14 protein-coding genes, 2 tRNA genes and 1 pseudogene are annotated in these 17,310 nt (G+C 66.2%); 14 read left to right on the top strand and 3 right to left on the bottom strand.

Going from position 1 to position 17,310, the window contains the following annotated elements:
• Positions 1 to 8: 8 nt before the first annotated feature.
• Positions 9 to 620 carry a trimeric intracellular cation channel family protein gene (locus CCZ28_RS13545; protein WP_240795294.1) on the top strand — a complete coding sequence of 204 codons (612 nt, stop codon included), beginning with the start codon at positions 9 to 11 and terminating at the stop codon, positions 618 to 620.
• Here CCZ28_RS13545 and queG read toward each other — a convergent pair.
• Positions 617 to 1,681: a tRNA epoxyqueuosine(34) reductase QueG gene (gene queG, locus CCZ28_RS13540; protein ID WP_140218814.1), complete on the bottom strand. Its 1,065-nt coding sequence runs from the start codon at positions 1,679 to 1,681 to the stop codon at positions 617 to 619. The two genes, CCZ28_RS13545 and queG, sit on opposite strands and share 4 nt — an antisense overlap.
• Positions 1,682 to 1,743: 62 nt before the next feature.
• Between queG and CCZ28_RS13535 the strand changes: the two genes are divergently transcribed.
• The 13 genes and pseudogenes from CCZ28_RS13535 (at position 1,744) to CCZ28_RS25120 (ending at position 16,881) form a co-directional block, all read left to right on the top strand.
• Positions 1,744 to 3,231 (top strand): NAD(P)H-hydrate dehydratase, encoded by a 1,488-nt coding sequence (locus tag CCZ28_RS13535; RefSeq protein WP_140218812.1) that lies wholly within the window; start codon positions 1,744 to 1,746, stop codon positions 3,229 to 3,231.
• Complete coding sequence (tsaE, locus tag CCZ28_RS13530) at positions 3,219 to 3,680, top strand: tRNA (adenosine(37)-N6)-threonylcarbamoyltransferase complex ATPase subunit type 1 TsaE (protein WP_140218810.1); 462 nt, start codon at positions 3,219 to 3,221, stop codon at positions 3,678 to 3,680. The genes CCZ28_RS13535 and tsaE overlap by 13 nt, the downstream gene beginning before the upstream one ends.
• Positions 3,681 to 3,771: 91 nt before the next feature.
• Positions 3,772 to 5,202, top strand: a complete 1,431-nt coding sequence (locus CCZ28_RS13525; protein ID WP_140218808.1) for an N-acetylmuramoyl-L-alanine amidase — start codon at positions 3,772 to 3,774, stop codon at positions 5,200 to 5,202.
• Positions 5,195 to 7,093, top strand: coding sequence for a DNA mismatch repair endonuclease MutL (gene mutL, locus CCZ28_RS13520; protein ID WP_140218806.1), 1,899 nt, complete (start codon positions 5,195 to 5,197; stop codon positions 7,091 to 7,093). Before CCZ28_RS13525 ends, mutL begins: the two co-directional genes overlap by 8 nt.
• Before the next feature lie 43 nt (positions 7,094 to 7,136).
• Complete coding sequence (gene miaA, locus CCZ28_RS13515; RefSeq protein WP_140218804.1) at positions 7,137 to 8,117, top strand: tRNA (adenosine(37)-N6)-dimethylallyltransferase MiaA; 981 nt, start codon at positions 7,137 to 7,139, stop codon at positions 8,115 to 8,117.
• 85 nt (positions 8,118 to 8,202) lie between these two features.
• Positions 8,203 to 8,448, top strand: a complete 246-nt coding sequence (hfq, locus tag CCZ28_RS13510; RefSeq protein ID WP_007161156.1) for an RNA chaperone Hfq — start codon at positions 8,203 to 8,205, stop codon at positions 8,446 to 8,448.
• Positions 8,449 to 8,468: 20 nt separating this feature from the next.
• On the top strand, positions 8,469 to 9,773 hold the full coding sequence (gene hflX, locus CCZ28_RS13505) for a ribosome rescue GTPase HflX (RefSeq protein ID WP_140218803.1): 1,305 nt from the start codon (positions 8,469 to 8,471) through the stop codon (positions 9,771 to 9,773).
• Between the two features lie 98 nt (positions 9,774 to 9,871).
• The gene (gene hflK, locus CCZ28_RS13500; RefSeq protein ID WP_140218801.1) at positions 9,872 to 11,059 is read left to right on the top strand and encodes an FtsH protease activity modulator HflK; all 1,188 of its coding nucleotides are present in this window, start codon (positions 9,872 to 9,874) and stop codon (positions 11,057 to 11,059) included.
• The gene (gene hflC, locus CCZ28_RS13495) at positions 11,059 to 11,928 is read left to right on the top strand and encodes a protease modulator HflC (RefSeq protein WP_140218799.1); all 870 of its coding nucleotides are present in this window, start codon (positions 11,059 to 11,061) and stop codon (positions 11,926 to 11,928) included. The genes hflK and hflC overlap by 1 nt, the downstream gene beginning before the upstream one ends.
• A gap of 257 nt (positions 11,929 to 12,185) precedes the next feature.
• Complete coding sequence (locus CCZ28_RS13490; protein ID WP_140218797.1) at positions 12,186 to 13,373, top strand: ATP phosphoribosyltransferase regulatory subunit; 1,188 nt, start codon at positions 12,186 to 12,188, stop codon at positions 13,371 to 13,373.
• 78 nt (positions 13,374 to 13,451) lie between these two features.
• Positions 13,452 to 14,747: an adenylosuccinate synthase gene (locus tag CCZ28_RS13485; RefSeq protein WP_058779907.1), complete on the top strand. Its 1,296-nt coding sequence runs from the start codon at positions 13,452 to 13,454 to the stop codon at positions 14,745 to 14,747.
• A gap of 199 nt (positions 14,748 to 14,946) precedes the next feature.
• Positions 14,947 to 16,023 (top strand): annotated as a pseudogene (locus CCZ28_RS25125) (HAMP domain-containing protein); the annotation flags it as partial.
• A 186-nt stretch (positions 16,024 to 16,209) separates the two neighbouring features.
• Entirely contained in the window at positions 16,210 to 16,881 is a 672-nt protein-coding gene (locus CCZ28_RS25120; protein WP_437179223.1) for a methyl-accepting chemotaxis protein, read from the top strand.
• Between the two features lie 88 nt (positions 16,882 to 16,969).
• Here the strand turns inward: CCZ28_RS25120 and CCZ28_RS13475 are convergent.
• Positions 16,970 to 17,056: transfer RNA gene (locus tag CCZ28_RS13475), tRNA-Leu, on the bottom strand.
• A 112-nt stretch (positions 17,057 to 17,168) separates the two neighbouring features.
• A tRNA-Leu gene (locus CCZ28_RS13470) sits at positions 17,169 to 17,255 on the bottom strand.
• Positions 17,256 to 17,310: the final 55 nt, after the last annotated feature.

The following is a 17,310-nucleotide window of genomic DNA, read 5'->3' as shown; positions in this document are numbered from 1 at the left end:
CATCCGTGCTGCTGTCCATCCTCTACTTGGTGGCCATCACCGCCGAGGCCATGACCGGCGCCCTGTCAGCCGGGCGGCGTGGCATGGACCTGTTCGGCGTGGCGCTGATCGCCAGCGTCACCGCCCTGGGCGGCGGCTCGGTGCGCGACGTCCTGCTCGGGCACTACCCGCTCGGTTGGGTCAAGCATCCGGAGTACCTGGCGCTCACCGCTGGCGCTGGCCTGGCCACCGTGGCCATCGCTCGGGTCATGCGCCATCTGCGCCAGCTGTTCCTGGTACTCGATGCCCTGGGTCTGGTCGCCTTCACCGTGATCGGCTGCCAGGTGGCCCTGGAGATGGGCCTGAGTCCGGTCATCGTCATCGTCAGCGGTACCCTCACCGGCACCTGTGGCGGCATCCTGCGCGACATCCTCTGCAACGACGTCCCCCTGATCCTCAGGCGCGAACTCTACGCCAGCGTGGCGGTGCTTTCCGCCGGCTGCTACCTGCTCTGCCGCCAGTGTCTGAGCGAGGAGCAGGCGCTGCTGATAACCCTCAGCGCCGGCTTGCTGCTGCGCCTGCTGGCGCTCAGATTCAATTGGCAGATGCCGACCTTTAGGTACGACGACGAGCCCCACTAGTCCTGGGCATGCCGCTCCAGTGCCCATTCCACATGCTCGCGTACCAGTGGTGAGGGATGGTCACGCTGCAGCTTCAGCGCCTCCACTACCGGGATACTGGTCGGGGCATTGCCCAGGCCCACCGCCAGGTTGCGCAGCCAGCGCTCGTAGCCGGCGCGGCGGAGCGGTGAGCCTTCGGTGCGGCTGAGGAATTCGGCTTCGGTCCAGCGGAAGAGCTCGGCCAGGCTGGCGCTGTCCAGGCTATGGCGCGGCTGGAAGTCGCCTTCGGCGGTAGGCTTGGCGAAGCGATTCCAGGGGCAGACCAATTGGCAGTCGTCGCAACCGAACACCCGGTTGCCGATCAGCGGGCGCAGCTCCAGGGGAATGGAGCCCTTGAACTCGATGGTCAGGTAGGAGATGCAGCGGCGGGCGTCGAGCTGATAGGGGCCGACGAAGGCCTGGGTGGGGCAGATGTCCAGGCAGGCACGGCAGGTGCCGCAGTGGTCGCGTGGCGTGGGCTCGTCCACCGGCAGGGGCACGTCGACGAAGAGTTCGCCGAGGAAGAACCAACTGCCCGCCTTGCGGTTGAGCACCAGGGTGTTCTTGCCGATCCAGCCCAGGCCAGCTTGTTCAGCGATGGCTTTTTCCAGCACCGGCGCGCTGTCGACGAAGGCGCGGTAGCCGAAGGGACCGATCTCGCCCTGGATGCGCTCGGCCAGGTGCTGCAGGCGCTTGCGGATCAGCTTGTGGTAGTCGCGGCCCAGGGCGTAGCGCGAGACGTAGGCGGCGCCACCGTCCGCCAGGCGCTCGCTCATGCGGGTATCGCCGGGCAGGTAATCCATGCGCAGGGAAATCACCCTGAGCGTGCCGGGCACCAGTTCGGCCGGTCGCGAACGTTTGCTGCCGTGCGCGGCCATATAGTCCATCTCGCCATGGAAACCGGCGGCCAGCCAGCGCTCCAGATGTTCCTCGTGACGTGCCAGATTCAGGCCGGCGATGCCGGTCTGCTGAAATCCCAATTCCCGACCCCAGGTTTTGATGAGGTCGGCCAGGGCGGCGAGATCGAGGGCGACAGCGGACATCGACAGGAAGGCGCATGGCAGGAGGGCCGCCTATTTTGCCAGACTCCGGAGGCTTTCCCAGCATGCACGACGAACTGCCGTTCCAGCTCTACAGCGCCCAGCAGGTGCGGGATCTCGACGCCCAACTCATCGCCGGTGGCCTGCCCGGCCTCGAGTTGATGCGCCGCGCCGCCGCTGCGGCCTGGCGCTCGTTGCGCCATGGCTGGCCCCATGCCGGGTCGCTCTGCGTGCTGGCGGGTGCGGGCAACAATGCCGGTGACGGCTATCTGGTCGCCAGCCTGGCGCGCAAGGCCGGTTGGCAGGCGCGGGTCTGGTACCTGGCCGACCCGGCCGGGCTCGGCGGCGATGCCGCCTTGGCCCATGCCGAAGCCCTGGCCGCCGGGGTGGATATCCAGCCCTGGCGCGCGGATGCGCCACTGGAGGGAGTCGTGGTCGATGCCCTGCTGGGGACCGGGCTCAAGGGGGCGGCACGTGAGCCCTATGCCACGGCCATCGAACGGATCAACGCCAGTGACTTGCCGGTGGTGGCCATCGACCTGCCTTCCGGACTGGACGCCGATACCGGGGCCGCGGCAGGCGCCCTGGTGCGCGCCGATCTGACCATCACCTTCATCGGCCTCAAGCTCGGCCTGTTCACCGGCAAGGGGCCGGATCACGTCGGCAGCCTGGTGTTCGAGCCGTTGATGGAGGAACCGCAGAATCCCGCCCACGCCACCGCCCAGCGGCTGGCGCCCGGCAACCTGCCACGCCTGGCCAAGCGACCGCTCAATGCCCACAAGGGGCAATACGGTCACCTGTTGGTGATCGGCGGCGATGAAGGCACCGGTGGCGCAGCCATCATGACCAGCGAGGCGGCCTTGCGCTGCGGCGCCGGCATGCTCAGCCTGGCGACCCGGCCATCCAACGTCAGTGCGGTGCTGTCTCGGCGCCCCGAGGTCATGGTCGCCGGCGTGCATTCCAGTTTCGCCGTGCTGGAGCTGGCCAAGAAGGCCGATGTGCTGGCCGTCGGTCCGGGGCTGGGGCAGGGTGCCTGGGGGCGGGCCTTGGCGAGCGCTGCCGCGACCCTGGAGACGACTCAGGTATGGGACGCCGATGCCCTCAACCTGCTGGCCGCTGGCGTGATCGAGGCGCCACGCGGGCCCTGGGTGATGACGCCCCATCCGGGCGAGGCGGCGCGACTGCTCGCTGTGTCGATCAAGGACATCGAGGCCGATCGTCCCGGCAGCGCCCGCGAACTGGCCCGGCGCTACGGCGGCGTGGCCCTGCTCAAGGGCTTCGGCACCCTGATCGCCCATCCGGACGGCCGCATGGCGCTGTGCGGCGAAGGGCATCCGGCGATGGCTACCGGTGGCCTGGGGGATATCCTCACCGGTATCATCGCCGCCCTGCTGGGGCAGGGCCTGCCACCCTTCGAAGCCGCCTGCCTGGGCGCCTGGCTGCACGGGCGGGCCGGCGCCGAGCTGGGTCGCCAGGGCCGCGGTCTCGCCGCCAGCGATCTGCCCCCGGTCGCCAGCCAGTTGCTCGAGGAACTCCAGCCATGCCTGAACTGACCCTGCACGCCGCCGACGAAACCGCCATGTACGCCCTCGGTGCCCGCCTGGCCCAGGCCAGTAGCGGTCGCGGCGTGCTCTATCTGCACGGCGATCTGGGGGCCGGCAAGACCACCCTGTCGCGCGGCATACTGCGTGGTCTTGGTCACGCCGGGGCGGTCAAGAGTCCCACCTTTACCCTGGTCGAGCCCTATGAACTGACCAGCGGCGCGGTCTATCACTTCGATCTCTACCGTCTGGCCGATCCGGAAGAGCTGGAATTCATGGGGATTCGCGACTACTTCACACCCGAGGCCTTGTGCCTGGTGGAATGGCCCGAGCGCGGCCAGGGCTTTTTGCCAAAGCCGGACCTGGACATTACCATTACGCCACGCGCCGACGGCCGTGACCTGCGCCTGGTTGGCCAAGGTGTTCACGGCGAGGCCTGGTGCGCCGCCCTCGCGCCTTAAGGCTCGTTCGAAAGATGCCTGCGCTCAGTCGGCGACTTTTCAGACAGTCTTAGGCGCTGATCCTTCGTTCTCCAGCTATACGGTCGCAGGCATGCGCAAGCGTTTTCTCAGGTCGGGACTCGGCCTGTTGTTGTTGATCCTCAGCAGTCAGCTGCTGGCCGCCACCCAGATCAAGGGCATGCGCGTCTGGCGTGCGCCCGACAACACCCGGCTGGTGTTCGACCTCACCGGTCCGGTCAAGGCCAGCGTCTTCACCCTCAGTGCCCCGGATCGCATCGTCATCGACCTGTCCGGCGCCCAGCTCGCCGGTGGGTTGAGCGAAAAGCCGCTGCGCAATACTCCCATCACCGGCCTGCGGGCGGCCCAGCGCTCGCCCGGCGAGGTGCGCCTGGTGCTGGACACCAAGGGTGCCCTGACGCCCAAGAGCTTTACCCTGGCGCCCAACAAGGAATATGGCAATCGCCTGGTGGTCGACCTTTACGACCAGGGCACCGATCCGGCCACCAGTGACATCCCGGCCACCGTCACCCCCAACCTGCCGGCCACTCCGGTGACCCCGGCCCAGCCGGCGACGCGCCTGCCGGCCGTTCCCAGTGGCAAGCGCGACGTGGTGGTGGTGATCGACCCCGGCCATGGCGGTGAAGACCCAGGCGCCATCGGCCGCGGCCGGTTGTACGAGAAGAACGTGGTGTTGGCCATCGCCAAGCAGTTGCAGGCCAATCTCAACCGGCAGAAGGGCTTCCGCGCCGAGCTGACCCGTACCAGCGACTACTTCATCCCGCTGCGCCAGCGGCAGATCATCGCCCGCAAGAAGGGCGCCGACCTGTTCATCTCCATCCATGCCGACTCGGCGCCCAGCGCCAGCGCCGAGGGTGTCACCGTCTTCGCCCTGTCCCAGCGCGGCGCCACCTCCGAGGCCGCGCGCTGGCTGGCCGATGCGGAAAACCGCTCCGACCAGGTCGGCGGCGTCTCCGATGCCCTGGACAACAAGGATCCCATGCTCGCCGGCGTGCTCCTGGACCTGTCCATGACCGCCACCGTGGCCTCCAGCCTGGAGGTCGGCCAGACCATCCTCGGCCAGGTCGGGCGCGCTACCAAACTGCTGCATTCGCGGGTGGAACAGGCTGGTTTCGTCGTGCTCAAGTCGCCGGACATCCCCTCGATCCTGGTGGAGACCGGCTTCATCACCAACGCCAACGAATCGGCCAAGCTCGCCAGTCCGGCGCACCAGGGGCTGCTCGCCCGGCAGATCCAGGCCGGCATCGTGCAATACTTCCAGCACCGGCCGCCGCCAGGCACCTATCTGGCCTGGCAACGGGAGCAGCGGGGTGGCAAGGTTGGCAACGTGCGGGGCGCCGACCAGCATCGGGTGCAGCCCGGTGAAAGCCTGAGCCTGATCGCCCGCCGTTATGACGTCGACCTGTCCACCCTGCGTGCCGCCAACCGGCTAAAAAGCGACCGCATCCGTTCCGGCCAGGTCTTGACCATTCCCACCCACGAACTGGCGGCCAGCAATGATTGAACCCCGGCGCATCCAACTGCTCAGTCCGCGGCTGTCCAACCAGATCGCCGCCGGCGAGGTGGTCGAACGACCGGCCTCGGTGGCCAAGGAGTTGCTGGAGAACAGCCTGGACGCCGGTGCCCGACGCATCGACGTCGAGGTGGAGCAGGGCGGCGTCAAGTTGCTGCGGGTGCGCGACGATGGCCATGGCATCCCGGCGGATGACCTGCACCTGGCCCTGGCGCGCCACGCCACCAGCAAGATCTACCACCTGGACGAACTGGAAAGCGTCGCCAGCCTGGGCTTTCGCGGTGAAGCCCTGGCCTCGGTCAGTTCGGTGTCGCGCCTCACCCTGACCTCGCGCCACCTGGGCGAAGACCAGGCCTGGCAGGTGGAAACCGAGGGCCGCGAGATGCAGCCCCGGGTACAGCCCGCCGCCCATCCCCAAGGCACCTCGGTGGAGGTGCGCGACCTCTTCTTCAATACCCCGGCGCGGCGCAAGTTCCTGCGCGCCGAAAAGACCGAATTCGATCACCTGCAGGAAGTGGTGCGGCGCCTGGCGCTGGCGCGCTTCGACGTCGGCTTCCACCTGCGCCACAACGGCAAGAGCGTCCTCGCCCTGCATCCGGCGAGTGACCCCCAGAGCCAGGGACGACGGGTCGGCGCGGTCTGCGGTCCGGCCTTCCTCGAACAGGCGCTGCCGGTGGACATCGAGCGCGGCGGCCTGCGTCTCTGGGGCTGGGTGGGCCTGCCGACCTTCTCGCGTAGCCAGGCCGATCTGCAGTACTTCTACGTCAACGGCCGCATGGTGCGTGACAAGCTGGTCGCCCACGCCGTGCGCCAGGCCTATCGCGACGTTCTCTACAACGGTCGCCATCCGGCCTTCGTGCTGTTCCTCGAACTGGACCCGGCGACGGTGGACGTCAACGTCCATCCCACCAAGCACGAGGTGCGTTTCCGCGACAGCCGCCAGGTGCACGACTTCCTCTACGGCACCCTGCATCGCGCCCTGGGCGATATCCGTCCGGACGACCAGCTCGCCGTGGTGGCGCCTACCACTCCAGCGCCGCTGAGCGGTCCGGCCGCGGGCGAATTCGGTCCCCAGGGCGAGATGCGCCTGGCCGCTGCCGTGCTGCACGACAGCCCTGCGCCGCCTGCCCAGCCCTTCGCTAGTGGCGGCGGCTCGGGTGGCGCCCCACGCTACAGTCCCACGCCACAGCCCTATTCCGGGGCGCCCGTGGCCGAGGTCCAGAACGCCTACAAGACCTTCTTCGCGCCGCTGCCGGAGGGCGCCGAGCCTGCGCCCTTGCCGGCGGAGCAGGGCGACGTGCCGCCGCTCGGCTACGCCCTGGCCCAGCTCAAGGGCATCTACATCCTGGCCGAGAACGCCCAGGGGCTGATCCTGGTGGACATGCACGCCGCCCACGAGCGCATCACCTACGAGCGCCTCAAGGTCGCCATGGCCAGCGAAGGCCTGCGCGGCCAGCCGCTGCTGGTGCCCGAGTCCCTGGCGGTCAGCGAGCGCGAGGCCGACTGCGCCGAAGAGCATGGCCAGTGGTTCGAGCGTCTCGGCTTCGAATTGCAGCGCCTCGCTCCCGAGACCCTCGCGATCCGCCAGATTCCCGCGCTGCTCAAGCAGGCCCAGGCCGCGCGGCTGGTGCAGGACGTACTCGCCGATCTGCTGGAGTACGGCACCAGCGACCGTATCCAGGCGCACCTGAACGAATTGCTCGGGACCATGGCCTGCCACGGCTCGGTACGGGCCAACCGGCGGCTGACCCTGCCGGAGATGAACGCCCTGCTACGCGACATGGAAACCACCGAGCGCAGCGGCCAGTGCAACCACGGTCGTCCCACCTGGGCCCAGCTCAGTCTGGACGACCTGGATAAACTCTTCCTGCGCGGTCGTTGACCGTCCCGCCGCGCCCTCGCGCGGCGCCCTTCGAGAATTCATCATGACCGCCCCCCTGCCGCCCGCCATCTTCCTCATGGGGCCGACCGCGTCCGGCAAGACCGATCTCGCCATCGAACTGGCGCAACTGCTGCCCATCGAGCTGATCAGCGTGGATTCGGCGCTCATCTATCGCGGCATGGACATAGGCACCGCCAAGCCCAGCGCCGAGTTGCTGGCGGCCCATCCGCACCGGTTGGTGGATATCCGCGATCCGGCGGAAAGCTATTCCGCCGCTGAATTTCGTGCCGATGCCCTGGCCGCCATGGCCGAGATCACCGCGGCCGGACGCATTCCCCTACTGGTGGGCGGCACCATGCTCTACTTCAAGGCCCTGCTCGAAGGCCTGGCCGACATGCCCAGCGCCGATCCCGCGGTGCGCGCCGAGATCGAGGCGCTGGCGGCCCAGGCCGGTTGGGGCGAGATCCATCGGCTGCTGGCCGAGGTCGATCCGGTGTCCGCCGCGCGCATCCACCCCAACGACCCCCAGCGTCTACTGCGGGCCCTGGAGGTGTTTCGCGTCAGTGGCCGCTCGATGACCGAGCACCGCGCGCTGCAAATGCGTGCCAATACCGATTCCAACGGCGCGCCCCAGACACAATTGCCCTATACTGTCGTCCAATTGATTTTGGCGCCCGGTCGTCGCGACGTGCTCCATGCGCGGATCGCCGAGCGCTTCGAGCTGATGCTGGAACAGGGCCTCGTCGGCGAAGTCTCAGCCTTGCGTGACCGTGCCGATCTGCATCTGGGTCTGCCCTCCATGCGATCCGTGGGCTATCGTCAGGTCTGGGAGTTCCTCGACGGGGAATGTACGCGGGAAGAAATGGTGGCGCGTGGTATCGCGGCGACGCGGCAGTTGGCGAAGCGGCAGTTGACCTGGTTGCGTGGCTGGCCCGCCGCGCAGACGTTCGACAGCCTGGCCTGTGACAATCTGCCACGGATCTTGAAATGCCTCGCCGGCGTCTCCATATCGCACCGCAGCTGATCGTTTTTTGTCCGCGTGTCCATGGTGGGCAGCGGAAGCTGGCATGTCGCCAGAGCATATTTTCATTTCTTAGGAGAGCGACACGATGTCAAAAGGGCATTCGCTACAAGACCCTTACCTGAACACCCTGCGTAAAGAGCGCGTTCCGGTTTCCATTTACCTCGTCAACGGCATCAAGCTGCAGGGTCAGATCGAGTCCTTCGACCAGTTCGTGATCCTGCTCAAGAACACCGTCAGCCAGATGGTCTACAAGCACGCGATCTCCACCGTGGTGCCGAGCCGTCCGGTCCGTCTGCCCAGCTCTGAGACGAGCGAGTCGGATAGCGAATAAATCACAAGAGGAGCGCCCTGTTGTTCTTCGAGCGTCATGAAGGCGGTGAGCGGGCCATTCTGGTCCATTTAGAAGGCCTGCATCCCGAGGCGCGCGAAGATCCTCAGGAGTTTCTCGAACTCGCGCGGTCGGCGGGGGCGCAAACCGTGGCATTCGTCACGGTGAACCGCAGCCAGCCGACCGCGCGTTTTCTCATCGGTACCGGCAAGGTCGAGGAGCTGCACGATCAGGTGCACGCCAACGAAGCCGACCTGGTCATCTTCAATCACGACCTCACGCCCAGTCAGGAACGTAACCTCGAAAAAGCCTTCGAGTGCCGCGTGCTGGATCGTACCGGTCTGATTCTCGACATCTTCGCCCAGCGTGCCCGCACCCACGAGGGCAAGCTACAGGTGGAACTCGCCCAGCTCGAGCACATGAGCACCCGGCTGGTTCGCGGCTGGACCCACCTCGAACGCCAGAAGGGCGGTATCGGCCTGCGTGGTCCGGGTGAAACCCAGCTGGAAACCGACCGCCGGCTGCTGCGGATACGGATCCGCCAGATCCGCCAGCGCCTGGACAAGGTGCTGAGCCAGCGCGAACAGGCACGCCGCGGCCGCCGTCGCGCCGAGATCCCCGCGGTCTCCCTGGTCGGCTATACCAACGCCGGCAAGTCCACCCTGTTCAACAGTCTCACCGAATCCACCGTCTATGCGGCTGATCAGCTGTTCGCGACCCTCGATCCTACCCTGCGGCGTTTGCAGCTGCCGGATCTGGGGCCGATCGTGCTCGCTGACACGGTAGGCTTCATCCGCCACCTGCCGCACAAGTTGGTGGAAGCCTTCCGCGCGACGCTGGAGGAATCCAGCAACTCCGACCTGCTGCTGCACGTGATCGATGCCCACGAAGAGGATCGCCAGTTGCAGATCCAGCAGGTCGAGGCGGTCTTGCATGAAATCGGCGCGGACGAATTGCCGATGCTGGAGGTCTACAACAAGATCGATCTGCTCGACGGGGTCGAGCCCCATATCCAGCGTGACGACGAGACCGGTCGCCCGATCCGGGTCTGGGTATCGGCACGCAATGCCCAGGGACTGGAGCTGGTCGGTCAGGCCATCGCCGAGCTGCTCGGTGAGGATCTTTTCGTTGGGGTGCTGCGCCTCCCGCAACGCTATGCTCGCCTGCGGGCGCAATTGTTCGACCTGGGCGTGGTGCAAAGCGATGACCACGACGACGAAGGCAACATCCTGTTGTCTGTACGAGTACCCCGCGCCGAACTCAATCGACTGCTCAGCCGGGCCGGTGAAGAGCCGGAAGTCTTTATCCAGCAACATGTTTTGCAATAAACCCCTGCTCGGCGCTTTTGTTCGGGCGGGGACCATCCGGTAGCATTGGTCGACGCGCCATTTCGGCGCGTTTTCGCGTTATCAGTAGGGAGAGCGCTATGGCTTGGAACGAGCCCGGTGGCAACTCGAATAATCAAGACCCCTGGGGCGGACGCAACGGTGGCGGCGGTGGCAATGGTGGACGCAAGGGTCCTCCGGACCTCGACGAAGCCCTGCGCAAGTTTCAAGACCGTATCAATCGCCTGGTCGGCGGCAAGAAGCGCTCCGGTGGCAGTGGCGGCGATAGCCTCGGTTCAGGCGGCGGCAAGAGCCTGATCCTGCTCGGCCTGCTGCTGCTCGCGGCGCTGTGGCTATACAACGCTGTCTACGTGGTGGACGAGCAGGAGCAGGCAGTGATCCTGCGCTTCGGCAAGTACTACGAGACCGTCGGTCCTGGCTTGAACATCTACTTCCCGCCGTTCGAGACCAAGTACCAGGAAAACGTCACGCGTGAGCGCGCTTACAGCAAGCAGGGCGCCATGCTGACCCAGGACGAGAACATCGTCGAGGTGCCGCTGACGGTCCAGTACCGCATCACCAACCTCAAGGACTTCGTCCTCGACGTCGATCAGCCCGAGGTCAGTCTGCAGCAGGCTACCGACAGCGCCCTGCGCCATGTCGCCGGCTCTTCCACCATGGACCAGCTGCTCACCGACGGTCGCGAGCAGGTGGCGACCCAGGTGCGCGAGCGTCTGCAGCGCATCCTCGACAGCTATGGCACCGGCATCACCGTAACCCAGGTGAACATCCAGAGCGCCTCGGCGCCGCGCGAAGTCCAGGAAGCATTCGACGACGTCATCCGCGCCCGGGAAGACGAGCAGCGCGAGAAGAACCAGGCCGAGGCCTATGCCAACGGCGTCATTCCCGAGGCTCGCGGTGCGGCCCAGCGCATCATCGAGGAAGCCAATGGCTACCGCGATGAAGTCGTCGCCCGTGCCCAGGGTGATGCCTCGCGCTTCAGCCAGCTGGCAGTCCAGTACGCGGCCAATCCGCAGTTGACCCGCGAGCGTCTGTACATCGAGACGATGCAGGAGGTGCTCGGCCAGTCGAGCAAGGTGCTGATCACCGGTCAGCCCGGTCAGAACCTGCTCTATCTGCCGCTCGACAAGCTGATGCAGAACCGTGCGCCGGCGCCGACGTCGGCCATCAGCAGTGGTGCCGCCCCGGCGGCGTCCAGCGATACGGCCGCCTCGGTCATTCGCAATCTGCCGCAGTCCACCGAAACGCGTACCAGGGAGAGCCGCTGATGAGCAATAAATCACTGGCCGCGCTGATCGTCGTGGTCCTGCTGGGTCTCGGTGCCTGGAGCAGTCTGTTCGTGGTGAAGCAAACCGATCGCGCCGTCATGCTGCGCTTCGGTCGCGTGGTCGAGCCCAATCTGGAGCCCGGCCTGCACTTCAAGATTCCCTACGTCAACCGGGTGCGCAAGTTCGATGCCCGCCTGCAAACCCTCGACACCCCGACCCAGAGATTCCTGACCCTGGAGAAGAAGGCGGTGATGGTGGACGCCTACGCCAAGTGGCGTATCGCCAACCCCGAGCGCTACTACACGGCGACTTCTGGCCTCAAGCAGATCGCCGACGAGCGCCTGCTGCGTCGTCTGGAGTCCGGGCTGCGCGACCAGTTCGGGCGTCGTACCCTGAGCGAGGTGGTGTCTGGCGAGCGCGATTCGATGGTCGGCGACCTGACCGCGTCGCTCAATCGCATGGCCAACCAGGAGCTGGGCATCGAGGTGGTGGATGTGCGCATCAAGGCCATCGACCTGCCCAAGGAAGTCAGCCGCAGCGTTTACGAGCGGATGAGCACCGAGCGCGAGCGGGAAGCCCGCGAGCATCGGGCCAAGGGTCGCGAGCTGGCCGAGGGCATCCGTGCCGACGCCGATCGTCAGCGCCGCGTGATCCTCGCCGAAGCCTATCGCCAGGCTGAGGAAGCGCGCGGTGCCGGTGACGCCCAGGCGGCCCAGGTGTACTCCCAGGCCTACTCGAAGAATCCGGCGTTCTTCTCCTTCTATCGGAGTCTGCAAGCCTATCGCTCCAGCTTCTCCAGCAAGAGCGATGTGCTGGTACTCGATGGGAAGAGCGATTTCTTCAAGTATTTCCAGAACCCTGGGCAGTGAAGAACGGGATGAACGGCAGCTAGACTTCGCTCGTCGTTCATCCCCGATCGCCGATTTTTTCGTGTTATCATGAATCAGCCGGGGCCATCCCCGGCTTTTTTGCGTCCGTACGAAACCCGTGGAAGGGCGACGCCCTGGCTGATCCGGGTAGCAATCCACGGCAGAGCGGCTCGATCCGGCGGCCGGACTTCCTCGCGAAGTCTCCAGCGCCGACCTCGGTAGCCGCGTGCCGATCCATGACATGGAGAAGAGGCCTAATGGCTACGGTAGACCGCTGGCTGCTGCCTGACGGTATCGAGGAAATCCTGCCGCCTGACGCGGCGCGCATCGAAGGTGCCCGTCGGCGGGTGCTGGAGCTGTTCCACTGCTGGGGCTACGAGTTCGTCATCACCCCGCACCTGGAATTTCTGGAATCGCTGCTCACCGGCGCGGCTCAGGAATTGGAGCTGCGCACCTTCAAGGTGACCGATCCCAACTCCGGCCGCCTCATGGGTTTCCGCTCCGATATCACGCCCCAGGTCGCGCGCATGGACGCCCACAGCCTCAAGCACGATGGTCCGAGCCGCCTGTGCTATGCCGGCAGCGTGCTGCATACCCGGCCGCGGGCCTTGTCGACATCGCGCAGTCCCATTCAGGTCGGCGCCGAACTCTATGGCGTGCCGGGCAGCGAAGGGGATCTCGAGGTCATCAGCCTGATGCTCGACGTGCTCGAGCAGGCCCAGGTGCCCGATGTGCATATGGACCTCGGCCATGTCGGCATCTATCGCGGTCTGTGCCAGGTTGCCGGTGTGTCCGGTGCTGGCGAGCAGACGCTGTTCGATGCCCTGCAACGCAAGGCCGTCGATGAGATCGATGAGTTGACCGCGGCCCTGCCCGCGGCCGAGCGTGGCTGGCTGCGCGCCCTGGTCGAACTGAGTGGTGATGCCTCCGTGCTCGACCATGCCCGGCAGCGCCTGGCTGGTGCGCCCGAGGCGGTGATGCAGGCGCTGGATGAACTGGTCGCCCTGGCCGAGTCCTTGCAGAGCCGCTTCCCGAACGTGCCCCTGTATTTCGATCTGGGCGAGCTGCGTGGTTATCACTACCACACCGGCGTGGTCTTCGCGGCCTTCGTCCCGGGTACCGGCCAGTCCATCGCCCAGGGCGGACGCTACGACAACATCGGCGCCGACTTCGGCCGGTCGCGGCCCGCCACCGGCTTCTCCACCGATCTGAAAACCCTCGTCGAGCTGGGCACCGCCGTGCTCGAGGAGCCGCGCCGCGGGATCTGGGCGCCGGCCGGGCATTCGCCGGTACTCTGGCAGCTCGTGCGTGACCTGCGGGCCCGCGGTGAGCGGGTGGTCCAGGCCACCAGCCTCGAGGGCGAAAGCCAGCTGCGCAGCGCCGGCTGCGACCGCCGTCTGGTCGAGCAGCAGGGCGCCTGGGTCGTGGTGCCCTTGAATTCCTAAGCACCGGATCTGGCATCCGGGTGAACGTGAGCATCGTCGGCCTGGCCGACAGAAATCTTCCTGACAGGGGATAAGGTTATGGGTAAGAACGTCGTCGTCCTGGGCACCCAGTGGGGTGATGAGGGCAAGGGCAAGATCGTGGACCTGCTGACCGACCAGGCCGCTGCCGTGGTGCGTTACCAGGGCGGCCACAATGCCGGTCACACACTGGTCATCGATGGTCAGAAGACCATCCTGCGGCTGATTCCCTCGGGTATCCTGCGTGCCGACACCCAGTGCCTGATCGGCAATGGCGTGGTGCTTTCGCCGGAGGCCCTGTTCAAGGAGGTCGGCGAGCTGGAAGCCCGTGGCGTCCCGGTGCGCGAGCGGCTGCGCATCAGCTCGGCCTGCTCGCTGATCCTGCCCTACCATGTGGCCCTGGACCAGGCACGTGAAAAGGCCCGTGGCGAAGCCAAGATCGGTACCACCGGTCGCGGTATCGGCCCGGCCTACGAAGACAAGATCGCCCGTCGCGGTCTGCGCGTCGGTGATCTGTTCCACCCCGAGCGTTTCGCCGCCAAGCTCAAGGAAGTGCTGGACTATCACAACTTCGTCCTGCAGAACTACTTCAACGAGCCGCCGGTGGACTTCCAGAAGACCTACGACGAGGCCATGGAGCACGCCAAGGTCATGCAGCCGCTGGTGATGGATGTCGTCAGTCGCCTGCACGAGCTGCGCAAGGCCGGCGAGAACCTGATGTTCGAAGGCGCCCAGGGCACCCTGCTGGACATCGATCACGGCACCTATCCCTTCGTCACCAGCTCCAGCACCACCGCAGGTGGCGTGGCGACCGGTTCTGGCGTGGGTCCGCTGTACCTGGACTACATCCTCGGCATCACCAAGGCCTACACCACTCGCGTTGGCTCCGGTCCCTTCCCGACCGAGTTGTTCGACGAGACCGGTGCCTACCTGGCCAAGCAGGGGCATGAATTCGGTTCGGTGACTGGCCGTCCGCGTCGTTGCGGCTGGTTCGATGCGGTCATCCTGCGTCGCTCCATCGAGATCAATAGCATCTCCGGTCTCTGCCTGACCAAGCTGGACGTGCTCGATGGCCTGGAAACCGTGCGCATCTGCACCGGCTACCGGGACGCCGCCGGCAACCTGCTGACCGAGGCGCCCACCGACGCCGACAGCTATGCGGGTCTGCAGCCGATCTACGAAGACCTGCCGGGTTGGAGCGAATCCACCGTGGGCGCCCAGAGCATCGAGGCGCTGCCGGCCAATGCCCAGGCCTACATCCGCCGGATCGCCGAGCTGGTGGGGGCGCCGATCGATATCGTGTCGACCGGTCCGGACCGCAAGGAAACCATCGTGCTGCGTCATCCTTTCGCCTGAGTGCGCTAAAAGGATGCATCCCGAAAAGCCCCGCCTCGCGGGGCTTTTCGCTTTCTGGAGGCACCCATGACGACCGGTGCTCTGGAATGGCCATTGGTCCAAAATGGCCAGCATATTGCTACGACAACTGATCACTATCGCTCCAGCTCGCTCGGAGTTGGCCGACAGCCTGTAACGTCATTTGCCGCTGGAGATTTCCATGTCGTTCCTCTTTTCGCTGCTGCGCAGTCGTCTGCTGCTGCCGGTATTCATCAGTCTTTTGCTGGCGGTGGTCATCCAGGTCGCCTTGGCGGTATGGCTGACCCAGGGCGCGGTACGGGACCTGCAGCTGGGGCTGGCGCAGCGTCTTTCCGGTGAATCCGAGCGACTGGCCGAGACCCTGCGGCAGGCCGGTGGCGAGGTGGATGGCAGTCTCGCCGAACTGGCGGGGCAGACGCGTACCCGGCTGGCGGAAGGGCTGGAGCAGCGGCTGGCTCGTGAGCGGCAGCAGGTAGGCGATACCCTGACCGACACCCTGAAGAGCAATGCGCAGAATCTGGCGGAGCTGCTGGCGGGTGTCTCACCCAAGGCCATGTGGGATGCCGATGTGCCGGCGCTGTCCGATCTGGCCCGGCGTGCCCAGAACAATCCCGACGTACTCTTCGTGGTGTTCCAGGATGCTCAAGGCCAGAACCTGACGCGTTATCTCAACCGTCAGGATGAGCGTGTCTCTCGTCTGCTCGCGGCGGGCCAAGGAGAAGGGGCCCTGGCCAAGGTGCTCGATGCGGCCACCCGCGATCCTTCCGTGTACCGGGTGGATGCCTCCATCAGTCCCAATGGCGTGGAGATCGGCAAGGTGGTGGTGGGGTTTTCCACCCAGTCCATCGCCCGGACCGGCGCCGAGTTGGATAAGCGTTTCAAGACCCTGATCGACGATGCCGGCGGCCTGGTGTCCGCCAGCGTGGCGGAGGCGGCCAAGGGCAGCGCCGCGACCCTGTCCAGCCGGCTGGAAGGCACCCGTCAGGTCGCCCTGGCGATGAGTCGCAACGCGGGCGAGACGGTGGCCGCCATGGCGTCGGCGTTGCGCTGGCAGATCGCCCTGGGCTTGATTCTGGTCGGCGTGGTCATGGTGGTGGCGGTGGCCCTGGTGCTGGGGCAGCGGGTGTTGCGCCGGATCGCGGTGCTGCAGCGGGCGCTGGATGACCTGGCGGCAGGGGAGGGCGATCTGACCCGGCGGCTTAATCTCGGTCAGGGCGACGAGATCCAGGCGCTCGGCGGTGCGGTCGATCGCTTCATCGCCAAGCTGCAGCCGCTGGTGAGCGAGGCGCATCGGGTCGCCGAGCGCACCGGTGAGGAGATTCGTGGTCTGGCGGGGAGCAGTGCCGCGGCCGAGGCGGCTGCTCAGCGGCAGCGTGAGGAGGTGTCGCGCAGTCTGGAAGCCCTGTCCGGCATCGCCGAAGAGGCGCAAGGCGAAAGCGCTGCCATGCAGGGCGCTCTGCAGCAGGTAGAAGCCATTCGCAGCTCCACCCAGAGCAGCGCCCGGATCGCCAACCAGGTGGCTCAGGGCATCGAGGGCCTGGTGACCCAGGTCGAGTCGGGTGCCCAGGTGATCGAGCGGCTGGCGGGGCAGAGCGAGCAGATCGAGGTGGTGCTGGACGTGATCCGCGGCATCGCCGAGCAGACCAACCTGCTGGCGCTCAACGCCGCCATCGAGGCCGCGCGAGCCGGCGAGAGTGGTCGAGGTTTCGCGGTGGTCGCCGACGAGGTCCGCGCCCTGGCTAGCAAGACCCAGGAGTCGACCGGCAGCATTCGTGCCCACATCGCCGGCCTGCAAGAGGGTGCACGCGAAGCCGTGGCAGCCATCGGCGAGGCCCGGCAGCAGGCGGGTAGTGGCCTGGCCGTGTTGCGTGACAGTAATCGCATCCAGCAGGATGTCCATCGCGCGGTGGATCAGGTGCATGCCAGCATGAGCACGGCTGCCCAGGCGGCGCAACGCCAGGCCGAAGGCGCCGCCGCGGTGCGCCAGCGGGTCGAGATCATTCATGGCGAGGCGCTGAAGGCGGCCGAATCCATGGCGGCTACCGCCAGGGGCGGGCGTACCCTGGCGGAATTGGCGGCGCAATTGCGCAGTAGTCTGGGGCAGTTCAAGGCGTAGCGGCGGGCTGCGCTTTTTCGCAGGCAAGAAAAAACCGGCCGAAGCCGGTTTTTTCTGTGCGTCCGATCAGGGATCGTACGCTTGGTATTGGTGCCCAGGAGAAGACTCGAACTTCCACGGTGTTGCCACCGCTAGGACCTGAACCTAGTGCGTCTACCAATTCCGCCACCTGGGCCTGCAGTGCGACTTCTGATCGCTTCCCAGTGCCCTTGCGGGTCTTGGGATTAAAAAACCGGCTATCGCCGGCTTTTCGTCGACCGATCTGCAAATCGATCGACTATAATGAGTGGTGCCCAGGAGAAGACTCGAACTTCCACGGTGTTGCCACCGCTAGGACCTGAACCTAGTGCGTCTACCAATTCCGCCACCTGGGCACTCAATGCGATGATCGCTCATCGTCTCCGACGTCGCAACTGCTCACGGCGTCGT

The sequence above is a fragment of the Pseudomonas oryzihabitans genome (genome assembly GCF_006384975.1).
Taxonomy (GTDB): Bacteria; Pseudomonadota; Gammaproteobacteria; order Pseudomonadales; family Pseudomonadaceae; genus Chryseomonas; species Chryseomonas psychrotolerans_B.
The sequence above is the reverse complement of the archived record's forward strand: the minus strand, read 5'-3'. Positions and strand labels throughout refer to the sequence as shown.

Excerpts from the sequence above, each read along its gene's own strand:
- CCZ28_RS13535 (WP_140218812.1), top strand. The coding sequence starts at position 1,744 with ATGCACGACGAACTGCCGTTCCAGCTCTACAGCGCCCAGCAGGTGCGG.
- hflK (WP_140218801.1), top strand. The coding sequence starts at position 9,872 with ATGGCTTGGAACGAGCCCGGTGGCAACTCGAATAATCAAGACCCCTGG.
- hflC (WP_140218799.1), top strand. The coding sequence starts at position 11,059 with ATGAGCAATAAATCACTGGCCGCGCTGATCGTCGTGGTCCTGCTGGGT.
- hfq (WP_007161156.1), top strand. The coding sequence starts at position 8,203 with ATGTCAAAAGGGCATTCGCTACAAGACCCTTACCTGAACACCCTGCGT.
- tsaE (WP_140218810.1), top strand. The coding sequence starts at position 3,219 with ATGCCTGAACTGACCCTGCACGCCGCCGACGAAACCGCCATGTACGCC.
- mutL (WP_140218806.1), top strand. The coding sequence starts at position 5,195 with ATGATTGAACCCCGGCGCATCCAACTGCTCAGTCCGCGGCTGTCCAAC.
- CCZ28_RS13525 (WP_140218808.1), top strand. The coding sequence starts at position 3,772 with ATGCGCAAGCGTTTTCTCAGGTCGGGACTCGGCCTGTTGTTGTTGATC.
- miaA (WP_140218804.1), top strand. The coding sequence starts at position 7,137 with ATGACCGCCCCCCTGCCGCCCGCCATCTTCCTCATGGGGCCGACCGCG.
- CCZ28_RS13485 (WP_058779907.1), top strand. The coding sequence starts at position 13,452 with ATGGGTAAGAACGTCGTCGTCCTGGGCACCCAGTGGGGTGATGAGGGC.
- CCZ28_RS13490 (WP_140218797.1), top strand. The coding sequence starts at position 12,186 with ATGGCTACGGTAGACCGCTGGCTGCTGCCTGACGGTATCGAGGAAATC.
- queG (WP_140218814.1), bottom strand. The coding sequence starts at position 1,681 with ATGTCCGCTGTCGCCCTCGATCTCGCCGCCCTGGCCGACCTCATCAAA.
- CCZ28_RS25120 (WP_437179223.1), top strand. The coding sequence starts at position 16,210 with ATGCAGGGCGCTCTGCAGCAGGTAGAAGCCATTCGCAGCTCCACCCAG.